Origin of the sequence: Nocardioides sp. NPDC059952, from assembly GCF_042730435.1 — a bacterium.
In the GTDB taxonomy this organism is placed as follows: domain Bacteria; phylum Actinomycetota; class Actinomycetes; order Propionibacteriales; family Nocardioidaceae; genus Nocardioides.
The window spans coordinates 1-11,133 of the sequence record NZ_JBHWLY010000118.1 but is presented as its reverse complement, the minus strand read 5'-3'; the positions used below and the strand labels follow the sequence as shown (position 1 = coordinate 11,133).

The following is an 11,133-nucleotide window of genomic DNA, read 5'->3' as shown; positions in this document are numbered from 1 at the left end:
GCCTCTCGCTCGCTTCGCGAGGCACGGGGTCAGATGCGCCGACTCGGCAGCACCAGAACAGCTTTACTTTGCGTAGAGCGCGTCTACCTCGTGCGAGAACTCGCGCATGACCACGTTGCGCTTGAGCTTGAGGCTGGGGGTGAGCTGGCCACCCTCCTCGGTCCACGACTCGGGGATGATCACGAACTTGCGGATCGACTCGGCCTGCGAGACCGCCTTGTTGGCGTCGTCGACGGCGCCCTGGATCACGGCGCGCAGGTCCTCGTCCTCGACGAGGTCCTCGATGCTGCCGGACTTGCCGTTGGCCTCGGCCCAGGTGGGCAGCGCCTCGGGGTCGATGGTGACGATCGCGCCGATGAACGGCTGACCGTCGCCGACGACGACGCACTGGTCGACGAGCACGTGGGCGCGCAGGCGGTCCTCGAGGACGGCCGGGGCGACGTTCTTGCCGCCGGCGGTGACCAGGATCTCCTTCTTGCGGCCGGTGATCTTGACGAAGCCCTCGTCGTCGACCTCGCCGAGGTCGCCGGAGTGGAACCAGCCGTCCGCGGTCTTGGCCTCGGCGGTGGCGGTCGGGTTCTGCCAGTATTCGCGAAGCACCTGGCCACCCTTGAAGAGCAGCTCGCCGTCGTCGGCGACGCGCACCGAGGTGCCGGGAAGCGGCCGACCGACGGTGCCGATCTTGAACGCCTCGGGCAGGTTGACGGTGAGTGCCGCCGTCGTCTCGGTGAGGCCGTAGCCCTCCAGGACGGTGACGCCGATGCCGCGGTAGAAGTGGCCGAGACGGTCACCGAGCGGAGCGCCGCCGGAGACCGCGTAGGAGCAGTTGCCGCCGAGCGCGGCGAGGAGCTTGCCGTAGACGAGCTTGGAGAACAGCTTGTGCTTGGCGGCGAGCAGGAACGGCGCCTTGCCGGTCTCGGTGGCCCGGGAGTATTCGATGGCGACCTCGGTGGCCATGTCGAAGATGCGGCCCTTGCCGTCGGCGACGGCCTTCTGCGAGGCGGTGTTGTAGACCTTCTCGAACACCCGCGGCACGGCCAGCACGAAGGTCGGCTGGAAGGTGCCGAGGTCGGCGACGAGGTTCTTGATGTCGGGGGTGTGGCCCAGCCGGGTGCGGGACTTGATGCAGCCGATCTGGATGATCCGCGCGAAGACGTGCGCCAGAGGGAGGAACAGCAGCGTCGAGCGCCCCTGGATGCTGAACAGGGCGTCGAGCGAGTCGACGACGACACCGAGCTCGAACATGAAGTTGCCGTGGGTGAGCACGCAGCCCTTGGGGCGCCCGGTGGTGCCGGAGGTGTAGATCAGTGTCGCGGTGTCCTCGGGGGTGACCGCGCTGCGGCGGGCCTCGAGCTGCTCGTCGGTGACGTCGGTGCCGAGCTTGACCAGCAGGTCGACGGCGTTGTCGTTGATCGACCACACGTTGTTGAGCGCGGTGCAACCCGCGCGGACCTCGCTGATCCGGCTGATGTGGCCGGCGTCCTCGGCGATGACCGCCACGGTCGCGGAGTCCTGGAGGATCCACTCGATCTGCTCGGCCGAGGAGGTCTCGTAGATCGGCACCGTCGTCGCGCCGGCGAACCAGATCGCGTAGTCGATCAGCGTCCACTCGTAGCGCGTCTTCGAGAGCAGCGCGACCCGGTCCCCAGCACCCACACCGGCCGCGATCAGTCCCTTGGCGACCGCCGAGACCTCGGCGAGGAACTCGGACGACGTCACGTCGACCCAGGTGCCGTCGGCGCCCGGCCGGCTGAGGACGGCGACATCGGGTGCCTCGGCGGCGTTGCGTACGACGTCGTCGCTCAGGCTGCCGGTGGGGGGAACAACGTACGTCGCGGGCGTGGAGAACTCACGCACAGGGGCCTCCGCATACTGATGGTAGGTGGGTACGAAACGGAGGTTACCCCGGTCACAGCCCGACCATTTCACCGGGATGCTATCCGGTACGCTCCATGACACCTAGCAAGTCAGGGAGTGAGGACACCACCGATGGCCGATCAGACCACCTCGACGATCGTGATCGAGGCCGCGCCCTCGGCAGTGATGGCGGTGATCGCGGACTTCAAGTCCTATCCGGCCTGGGCGAAGGGCATGCAGGAGGTCAGCGTCCTGGAGACCGGCGTCGACGGGCGGGCCGAGCAGGTCCGTTTCGTGCTCGACGTCGCGCCGATCAAGGACGAATACACCTTGGCGTACGACTGGGACGGGGACCGCCAGGTGACCTGGTCGCTGGTCAAGGGCAACCTGCTGCGGTCGATGGACGGCGCCTACATACTGCGCGACCTCGGTGGTCGCACCGAGGTCACCTACCGGCTCGCGCTCGACCTGAGCATCCCGCTGATCGGCATGCTCAAGCGCAAGGGCGAGAAGGTCCTGATCGACACCGCCCTACGAGGCCTGAAGCAGAGGGTCGAAGCTTGAGGATCCTCCTCTTCACCGGCAAAGGCGGCGTCGGCAAGTCGACCGTCTCGGCCGGAACCGCGGCGATGTCCGCGGCCCGCGGGCTGCGGACGCTGGTCCTCTCGACCGATGCTGCCCACTCCCTGGGCGACGCCTTCGGGGTCGACAGCGCGCTGGGTTCGGAGCCGGTCCAGGTCACCGAGCACCTCTACGTCCAGCACGTCGACGCCCAGCGCCGCTTCGAGGAGTCGTGGGCCGAGGTGCAGGGCTATCTGCTGAGCGTCCTGGACACGATCGGGGTGGACCGGATCGCGGCCGAGGAGCTCACCGTCGTCCCCGGCGCCGAGGAGGTCTTCGCGCTCCTGGAGCTTCGCCGGATGGCGGGCTCGGGGGAGTGGGACACGATCGTGGTCGACTGTGCCCCGACCGCCGAGACGCTGCGGCTGCTCGCCCTTCCCGAGGCACTGGGCTGGTATCTCGAGCGCATCCTCCCGGTGCAGCGCAAGATGGTGAAGGCGCTCAAGCCGGTCCTGACCAAGGCCGCCGGGGTGCCGATGCCCGGCGACTCCGTCTTCGACGCCCTGGTCCGGCTCCACGACGAGCTCGCCGAGGTCCGTGCCCTGCTGTCCGGGCCCGAGGCGTCCGTACGCATCGTGCTGACTCCCGAGAGGGTCGTGCTCGCCGAGGCACGACGGTCCTGGACGACGCTCTCCCTCTACGGCTACCGCGTCGACGGTGTCGTCGCCAACCGGATCTTCCCGGCCGGCGGCTCCGACGACTGGCGCGCCGGCTGGGTGAAGGCCCAGGACGACGTGCTCGGCGACGTCGACGCCTCCTTCGAGGGCCTGCCGGTCTGGCGCTCGTTCTACCGGCCGACCGAGCCGGTGGGCGTCGAGGACCTGAGGGAGGTCGCCGAGGCCGCGTACGCCTGGTCCGGCAGCATCGACCCGCTGGCCGTCCCCGCGACCGCGGCCCCGTTCCGCACCGAGACCACCGGCGAGGCCACGATCGTCCGCCTGGCGCTGCCCGGGCTGGCCCAGTGGGTCGAGCGCGACCAGGTGCAGCTGGGCCGCAACGGCGACGAGCTGGCGATCACCGTGGGGTCCTACAGGCGCCTGCTGACCCTTCCCGCCGCGCTCGCCCGGATGCGCGTCAGCGGGGCGCGGGTCGAGGGCGGGGAGCTGCGAGTAACGTTTTCTCGCCAGACGACGAACACCGAGAGTGAGTAATCGTGAGCGAGCAGCGCCACGAGTGGGCCGATGAGCCGTTGGGGTCGACCGCCGAGGAGCTCGGCCGGCTGATGGAGGCCATCGGGGAGTGGGCCAAGGACTCCCGGATCGGCCACTTCGCGGAGGGGCTCGGGGAGCATCTCGATACCGGGGCTCCCGAGTGTGCCTACTGCCCGCTGTGCCGTACCGTACATGTCCTCCGGGAGTCGAGTCCGGAGGTCAAGGTGCACCTGGCCAGCGCTGCCGCATCGTTGATGCAGGCCGCGGTCACGGTGCTCAACGCGGCGGCCACGAGTCCGGGTGCTGGCCCTAGTGAAGACGAGGATGCACACGGTGATGGCGTGCGGGCTGAGGAAGATGCGACCCGGGACTGGGCGCGACGCTCTTCGAGGGTCGACCCGATCGATCTCGACGGCTGGAGCTGAGGCATGACGACGACGAAGAAGCTCGCCTGTGGCGTCGACGTCGGGGGCACCAAGATCCTCGGCGGCGTCGTCGACCACGACGGCACCATCATCGAGGACCACCGCGTCGAGTCGCCGGCGAAGAGCCCGGAGGCCATCGAGGCCGCGATCATCGAGGTGGTCCAGGAGCTCAAGACCCGACACGCGATCGAGTGCGTCGGCATCGGCGCCGCGGGCTATATCGACAAGGGCCGCTCGACGGTCATGTTCGCGCCCAACATCGCCTGGCGCGACGTACCGCTCAAGGAGCGCCTGGAGAAGGTCCTCGAGCTGCCGGTCGTGATCGAGAACGACGCCAACGCGGCTGCGTGGGGCGAGTTCGAGTACGGCGCGGGTGCCGAGGTCGACAACATGATGCTGGTGACCGTCGGCACCGGTGTCGGCGGCGGCCTGGTGCTCGAGGGCGAGCTCTACCGTGGCGCCTTCGGCGTCGGCGCCGAGATCGGCCACATGCGGGTCGTGCCCAACGGCCACCTGTGCGGCTGCGGCAACCGCGGCTGCTGGGAGCAGTACGCCTCGGGGTCGGCCCTGGTGCGCAACGTCCGCTCCGCCGCGCGTGGTGGCTCGTTGCTGGCCCGCGACGTCCTGGACAGGGCCGAGGGTGATCTCGACAAGATCAAGGGCCCTCTGATCACCGAGGCGGCCCGCGACGGGGACGCCTTCGCGATCGAGGCGCTGACCGACCTCGGCATCTGGCTCGGCGAGGGGATCGCCTCGATCGCTGCCGTGCTGGACCCGGCCGTGGTGGCCATCGGCGGCGGAGTGGCCGAGGCCGACGACCTGCTGCTCGGGCCCGCCCGGCGTGCCTTCCAGGCCCAGCTGACCGGCCGCGGACACCGGCCGATGCTCGACGTCCGCAAGGCGACGCTAGGCAACCAGGCAGGTTTGATCGGCGCCGCGGACCTGGCTCGCAAGTGAGCCACCACAAGTGAGTCTGCACATCGGGGTCGACATCGGCGGCACCAAGGTGCTCGCGGCGGAGGTCTCGCCGGCCGGTGAGGTTCTCCGCACCGCTCAGCGGAGCACGCCCGGACGCCGGGTCGAGCTCGAGCTGGTGGAGGACGCGCTGACCGAGGCGGTCACCGAGGTGGCCGCCGGCCGGCCCGTCGCGGGCGTCGGCCTGGCCGCCGCCGGGTTCGTCGATGCGGCCGGGGAGCGGGTCATGTTCGCTCCCCACCTGCCCTGGCGCGGCGAGCCGACTCTGACTCGGCTCTCCTCGCGATGGGGCACCCGGGTGGCGCTCGACAACGACGCCAACTGTGCGGCGCTGGCCGAGCTGGAGCTCGGCGCGGCGCGTGGTGTCGACTCAGGCCTGCTCATCACCCTCGGCACCGGCATCGGCGGCGCCGTGGTCATGGACGGCCGGGTCGTCCGGGGCCGCAACGGCATGGCCGGCGAGTTCGGCCACATGCAGGTCGTACCCGGCGGCCTCCCGTGCGAGTGCGGTCTCACCGGCTGCTGGGAGCAGTACTCCTCCGGCAACGCGCTGGTCGCCTTCGTGCGTGCCCGCGTGGAGACCGAGGAGTACGCCGGCTGCGCGCTCGACGAGCTCGCCGCGGGTGACCCGCTCAAGATCACCGGCCCGGCGGTCACCGCCGCCGCGGCCCGCGGCGATGCGCTCGCTCTGGCTGCGTACGAGTCGGTGGGGTCGTGGCTGGGGGTCGGGATGGCCGGCCTGGTGGCCGCCTTCGACCCCGAGCTGTTGGTCGTCGGCGGTGGAGTCTCGACCGCGGGCGACCTGCTGCTGGCGCCTGCGCGCACGGCTCTGGAGGCCTCGCTCGTCGGCCGTCTCCATCGCGAGGTGCCACCGATCGTGGCGACCGCCTTCGGTGCCGAGGCGGGGGTCGTGGGCGCGAGCATCCTGGCCCGCCGCCTGACCGGCGAGGGCTAGACGCGAGCGCCGTCGTCCCAGGGGTCGCGCGGCTCGGACGGCATGGTCACCAGCAGGTAGACGAAGCCGGCCAGGAAGGCGGCGACCAGGCCACCGATGACCCAGCTGCTGAAGTTCCGGTCGGTGATCTGGGTGACCACGATCAGCACCAGCACGGCGACCGGTGCGCCGAGCACACCGATCCACGCGAGCAGGCGCGCCGGGGTCGGCCTCGGCAGCGGCGGCGGAGGCGGAGGGACGTAGCCCTCCTCGTCGTCGCGCCACATGTCGTCATAGGAGTCCGGCTCGTCGACCGTCTCGACGATGTCGATCTTCTTCTCGAAGAGATCGCGGGCAACGGGCTCCTCCTCGAGGGCGGGGCGGTCGCCGTAGTTCTCGACGATCTCGCGCCATGCCTCGTCGTCCGACGAGTGGTCCTCCGAGGGCACGGAGGCGTCGTCGGAGGCCCCGGTCGTGTCCTCTGGTAGGTCGTCTCGCTCGCTCACTCTTCCAGCCTAGCCGGATCTCATGACAGGGTGCGGGAGTACAAGTACCTGTCTCGTTATAGGCTCATCGGTCGAAGGCAAATAGGGAAGGCGATGGGGTGTCGACGAAGATCTTCTACTCGTTCTTGAAGTGGGTCGCGATCGGCCCGCTGCTGCGCACCGTGTTCCGCCCGTCCTGGGAGGGTGTCGAGAACCTCCCGCGCAAGGGGCCGGCCATCCTGGCCAGCAACCACCTCTCCTACGCCGACTGGCTCTTCATGCCGCTCGGATCGCCGCGGATGGTGCGGTTCGTGGCGAAGGCGGAGTACTTCACCGGCACGGGTGTGAAGGGCTTCCTGCAGCGTGCGTTCTTCAGCGGCACGGGCAACGTCCCGATCGACCGTTCCGGTGCCACCGCGGCCGAGGGCGCGCTGATCGCCGCCAAGCGGGTCCTGGGGGAGGGCGAGCTCTTCGGGATCTACCCCGAGGGCACCCGCTCCCACGACGGCAAGCTCTACCGGGGACGGACCGGCATCGCCAGGCTGGCTCTGGACACCGGTGCGCCGGTGATCCCGGTCGCCGTGATCGGCACCGATGTGATCGCGCCTCCGGGCAAGAAGCTCGGCAAGATCGTCCGGCCGCGGATCATCTACGGCAAGCCGTTGGACTTCTCGCGCTACGAGGGCATGACCAACGACCGCTACATCCTGCGCGCGATCACCGACGAGATCGTCTACGAGATCCTGAAGCTCTCCGGCCAGGAGTACGTCGACATGTACGCCACCGAGGCCAAGAAGCTGGCCGACGGCGAGAAGCCGGCGAAGAAGAACTCCTCGCGGCCTACGAAGGACGTAGCCTGACGATCCACTCGTCCCACCCGTTCCCGACGCCGGAGGATCCGGTACGCCGGTTGCGCGGTCGTCTGGGTGGGCGGGTCTCGCTGTGGACCTCGGGCTCTGACGGTTCCTGGGCCGGGCTCACGGTCTCCTCGCTGATGGTGGCCAACGGTTCCCCGGGGGCGGTGCTCGGGCTGCTCGATCCCGACTCCGACCTCCGCGACGAGCTCGAGGAGACCGGCGTCGGGGTCGTGTCGCTGCTGCACTGGCGCCATCGCGACCTCGCCGAGGCCTTCGGGGGCACCGCCCCCGCGCCGGGCGGTGCGTTCCGATCGGGTTCGTGGGAGACGACGGAGTTCGGCCGGCGGCTCGCCGATGCGCCGACCTGGGCCGGCGTACGCCTGGTGTCGATGACGGAAATCGGCTGGTCGGCCCTGGCGACGTGCGAGATCGTGTCGCTCGAGGTCGGTGACGACACCGACCCGCTGGTCCACCGGCACGGAAGGTATGAACGATGATCGACGGCTATCTGCGACGGCTCGGCATCGAGGGACGGCCGGAGGCGACGTACAAGACGCTGGTCGATCTTCATCATCGCCATCTCGACACCCTTCCCTACGACAACCTCTCGATCATGCTCGCGGCCATCGGCGCGATCGGTGCGCCGCACTCCGTCGACCCGGGGGAGACCCTGGAACGGGTCGCTGCCGGCGGCAACGCCGGCTACTGCTTCCACCACAACGGTCTGGTCGCGCTGGTCCTGGAGGAGCTGGGGTTCGAGGTCGTACGCCGCCCCGGCCAGCTGATCGAGACCACCGGCCCCAGCGGGGAGCTGGACCATCTCGCCTTCGAGGTCCGCGGGCTGCCGACCGCTGACAACCCGCAGGGGCGCTGGTGGCCCGATCTGGGCTTCGGCGACGCCTTCCGTGATCCGCTGCCGCTGGTCGAGGGCCACTTCCGGCAGAACGGCTTCGTCTACCGGCTCGTGCGGGTCGGCGATGACGGGTGGACCTTCCACCACGATCCGGCAGGGTCCTTCCACGGCAACCTCATCCGTGGCGTCGTCGGTCTGGACGAGGTCGCGGTTCGTCATCCGGCGCTGTCGACCCCGCCAGGGCCCTACACGAGCAAGCTCGTCGTGCAGCGACGCGACGTGACCGGCGCCGACACCGTGCGCTCGATCCGCCACACCCGGATCGGCGCGGGTGCACTCACCCGCGAGCTGCGCGACTTCGCGGACTGGTCGGCGGCGCTGGAGCGTCTCGGGCTCTCGTTCGCCGGGGTCGAGCAGGACGCGCTGCGCGAGCTCCACAAGCGACAGGCCGCGGACTACGACGAGTGGTTGCTGACGCGGTAGTCGGCGACGTGCTGAGATGGCGGACATGAGCGACGACGCACCTGACCCCGAGCTGCTCGACATCGCGGCCGAGCTCTACGGGCTGCCGCTGGCCGACTTCACCCCGGAGCGCGACGCGCGGGTCAAGAGCCTGAAGGGGACGCCGCTGGCGGGTCCGGTCAAGGCGCTGAAGAAGCCCTCGACCGCGGCGTGGGTGGTGAACCTGCTGGTGCGCTACGAGACCGAGCAGGTCGAGCAGGTGATCTCGGTCGGCGCCCTGCTGCGCGAGGCGCAGACGGGCATGGACGCGGCACAGCTGCGGGAGCTCACCAAGCAGCGGCGTCAGCTGACCGCGGCGGTGACGACCCGGGCGCGCGGCCTCGCGCGCGAGCACGGACTCCGGGTGACGGAGGCGGTGGCGGCCCAGGCCGAGGCGACGCTGACCGCGGCCATGATCGACCCTTCGGCCGCTCAGGCGGTCCGCAGCGGCCTGCTGGTCTCCGCGTTGGCCGCCACCGGGGTCGACGCCGTGGACGCGGCCGGTTCGGTGGCGACGCCGGAGGCTCTGGGCTTCGAGGTCCCCGAGGTCGTACCGCCGCCTCCGGAGCCGCTGCGCGCGGTCCCGGACCTACCCGACACGGAGGCGCTCGACGAGGCCCGTGAGGCGCTGGCGGAGGCCGAGTCCACGCTCTCCGGTGCCGAGGCTCAGCGGGACAAGGCCCTGTCGGCCTTCAAGGACGTCGAGGCGAAGTCGCTCCAGGTGAAGTCGGAGATCGAGGACGTACGCCGCCGGCTGGCGGACCTGGAGGCGTCCGCCGTGGACGTCGACGACGAGCTCACCGAGGCGGAGGAGGCCCGCGACTCCGCAGAGACGGCCGTGTCCGAGGCGGTCGCCGCGCGGGACTCCGCGGCCGCGGAGGTGGAGCGTCTCGACGGGTAGGCCGGCGGCGTCCATGGACGCCATCATTGTCTAGTCATTCGGTGCACTATCCTGGTCGGGTGACCGAGACTGCCACCGGCTCCGCCATCTCCGCCCGCTACCGAGACCCTGCGCTCGCCGCCCTGGCCACGACCAGCGCGGTGATCGAGCACCAGCTCGGGCACCGGTCGGTGCGCTCCTTCCTCGCTGACCCGGTCACCGAGGACCAGCTCACCGCGATCGTCGCGGCGGCCTCCTCGGCGCCGACCTCGTCCAACCTGCAGACGTGGAGCGTGGTCGCGGTACGCGATCCGGACCGCAAGGCGCGGCTGGCCGAGCTGGCCGGTGATCAGGCCTTCATCGCGGCCGCACCGCTCTTCCTGCTCTGGGTCGCCGACCTCAGCCGAGCGCGAGGGCTCGCGGTCGCTGCCGGGACGCGGGTCGAGGCGACCGACTACCTGGAGTCGACCCTCCTCGGCGTCATCGACGCCACCCTTGCCGCCCAGAACGCCATCGTCGCCGCGTCCTCGCTCGGCCTGGGCACCGTCTGCGTCGGCGGTGCCCGCAACCACCCCGAGGAGATCGCCGCCGAGATCGGCCTGCCTCCGGGCGCGTTCGTGGTCTTCGGCCTCGCCGTCGGCGTACCCGATCCGGCGGAGCCGGCCGGGGTCAAGCCCCGTCTTCCGCAGTCCGTCGTCCTCCACCACGAGACCTACTCGCCCCCGGCCGCCGACGACCTCGCCGCGTACGACAGCCGGCTGGGCAGCTACAACGCCACCTACGGTCTCGGCGGCGGCTGGTCCGAGCGCGTCCTCGCTCGGCTCGTCGGTCCCGCCAGCATGGCCGGCCGACACCGGCTCCGAGCTCAGCTCGAGCGACTCGGCTTCGCCGGCCGCTGACTCAGATGACCTTCCGCATCCGGACCAGTGGGACGGGGGCGCCGCCGCGATCGTCGGTGATCCGCTCGACTGGCTCGAAGCCGTACGCCTGGTAGAGCGGTTCGCCGGACAGGGTGCCCATCAGTTCCAGGGTCGTGAAGCCTTCTGCTGCCGCTGCCTGTTCGCACAGGGTCAGGATCAGCTTGCCTACGCCGCGTCGGGCGAAGGTGGGGTTGGTGTACATCGCCCGCACCCTGGCCGGGTCGCTGTTCGGGTCCAGGAGCGTCGGCTCGCGGCCGGAGGTGTGGTCGCCGCCGTAGAGCGTCGCGCGCCTGCTCCAGCCGCCGCAGCCGGCGATCTCGCCGCCCTCTTCGACCACGAAATAGGTGCCATCCTCGATCAGCTGGGTGTCGATGCCCATCACGGTTCTGCTCGAGGTGATCTGGGCCTGTGTCAGGAAGCCCTTCTGGAGGTCTGCGATCGACTTGTCCATGATCTCTGTCAGGGCCGCAATGTCTGCTCGGGTCGCGATTCGGTGGGTGAAGGGCACGGGGTGAGCCTGCCATCTCTGTGGTTGGTCGGTCGCCGCTGGTCGAGCCGCTGGGCTTCTCCGCTGGTCGAGCCGCCGGAGCCGCTGGGCTTCTCCGCTGGTCGGGCCGCCGGAGCCGCTGGGCTTCTCCGCTGGTCGGGCCGCCGGAGCCGCTGGGCTTCTCCGC

General features: G+C 70.3%; 13 protein-coding genes. 10 read left to right on the top strand and 3 right to left on the bottom strand.

The window, feature by feature from the left end; all coding sequences use genetic code 11:
* Positions 1 to 63: 63 nt before the first annotated feature.
* Complete coding sequence (locus tag ACFV9G_RS28955; RefSeq protein WP_378732772.1) at positions 64 to 1,857, bottom strand: AMP-dependent synthetase/ligase; 1,794 nt, start codon at positions 1,855 to 1,857, stop codon at positions 64 to 66.
* Positions 1,858 to 1,989: 132 nt separating this feature from the next.
* Here ACFV9G_RS28955 and ACFV9G_RS28950 point away from each other — a divergent pair, with 132 nt between their 5' ends.
* The 5 genes from ACFV9G_RS28950 to ACFV9G_RS28930 are packed head-to-tail and all read left to right on the top strand — an operon-like array spanning position 1,990 to position 5,984.
* Positions 1,990 to 2,421 carry an SRPBCC family protein gene (locus ACFV9G_RS28950; RefSeq protein WP_378732770.1) on the top strand — a complete coding sequence of 144 codons (432 nt, stop codon included), beginning with the start codon at positions 1,990 to 1,992 and terminating at the stop codon, positions 2,419 to 2,421.
* Complete coding sequence (locus ACFV9G_RS28945) at positions 2,418 to 3,629, top strand: ArsA family ATPase (RefSeq protein ID WP_378732768.1); 1,212 nt, start codon at positions 2,418 to 2,420, stop codon at positions 3,627 to 3,629. Before ACFV9G_RS28950 ends, ACFV9G_RS28945 begins: the two co-directional genes overlap by 4 nt.
* A 2-nt stretch (positions 3,630 to 3,631) precedes the next feature.
* A complete protein-coding gene (locus ACFV9G_RS28940; protein ID WP_378732766.1) occupies positions 3,632 to 4,054 on the top strand; it encodes a hypothetical protein in 423 nt (140 codons plus the stop codon).
* A 3-nt stretch (positions 4,055 to 4,057) separates the two neighbouring features.
* A complete protein-coding gene (locus tag ACFV9G_RS28935) occupies positions 4,058 to 5,011 on the top strand; it encodes an ROK family glucokinase (RefSeq protein WP_378732764.1) in 954 nt (317 codons plus the stop codon).
* Between the two features lie 10 nt (positions 5,012 to 5,021).
* Entirely contained in the window at positions 5,022 to 5,984 is a 963-nt protein-coding gene (locus ACFV9G_RS28930) for an ROK family protein (RefSeq protein WP_378732762.1), read from the top strand.
* Here the strand turns inward: ACFV9G_RS28930 and ACFV9G_RS28925 are convergent.
* Positions 5,981 to 6,469, bottom strand: a complete 489-nt coding sequence (locus tag ACFV9G_RS28925) for a hypothetical protein (protein WP_378732760.1) — start codon at positions 6,467 to 6,469, stop codon at positions 5,981 to 5,983. The two genes, ACFV9G_RS28930 and ACFV9G_RS28925, sit on opposite strands and share 4 nt — an antisense overlap.
* Before the next feature lie 98 nt (positions 6,470 to 6,567).
* Between ACFV9G_RS28925 and ACFV9G_RS28920 the strand changes: the two genes are divergently transcribed.
* Genes ACFV9G_RS28920 through ACFV9G_RS28900 form a run of 5 tightly spaced genes read left to right on the top strand, consistent with a single transcriptional unit; the run spans position 6,568 to position 10,438 of the window.
* The gene (locus ACFV9G_RS28920; protein ID WP_378732758.1) at positions 6,568 to 7,308 is read left to right on the top strand and encodes a lysophospholipid acyltransferase family protein; all 741 of its coding nucleotides are present in this window, start codon (positions 6,568 to 6,570) and stop codon (positions 7,306 to 7,308) included.
* A 50-nt stretch (positions 7,309 to 7,358) separates the two neighbouring features.
* Positions 7,359 to 7,802, top strand: coding sequence for a flavin reductase family protein (locus tag ACFV9G_RS28915; RefSeq protein WP_378732756.1), 444 nt, complete (start codon positions 7,359 to 7,361; stop codon positions 7,800 to 7,802).
* A complete protein-coding gene (locus tag ACFV9G_RS28910; RefSeq protein ID WP_378732754.1) occupies positions 7,799 to 8,641 on the top strand; it encodes an arylamine N-acetyltransferase in 843 nt (280 codons plus the stop codon). Before ACFV9G_RS28915 ends, ACFV9G_RS28910 begins: the two co-directional genes overlap by 4 nt.
* A gap of 25 nt (positions 8,642 to 8,666) precedes the next feature.
* Positions 8,667 to 9,560 carry a hypothetical protein gene (locus ACFV9G_RS28905; protein WP_378732752.1) on the top strand — a complete coding sequence of 298 codons (894 nt, stop codon included), beginning with the start codon at positions 8,667 to 8,669 and terminating at the stop codon, positions 9,558 to 9,560.
* 59 nt (positions 9,561 to 9,619) lie between these two features.
* Positions 9,620 to 10,438 carry an NADPH-dependent oxidoreductase gene (locus ACFV9G_RS28900; protein WP_378732751.1) on the top strand — a complete coding sequence of 273 codons (819 nt, stop codon included), beginning with the start codon at positions 9,620 to 9,622 and terminating at the stop codon, positions 10,436 to 10,438.
* A 1-nt stretch (position 10,439) separates the two neighbouring features.
* Here the strand turns inward: ACFV9G_RS28900 and ACFV9G_RS28895 are convergent, their stop codons facing one another.
* Positions 10,440 to 10,910, bottom strand: a complete 471-nt coding sequence (locus ACFV9G_RS28895; RefSeq protein ID WP_378732749.1) for a GNAT family N-acetyltransferase — start codon at positions 10,908 to 10,910, stop codon at positions 10,440 to 10,442.
* Between the last annotated feature and the right edge of the window lie 223 nt (positions 10,911 to 11,133).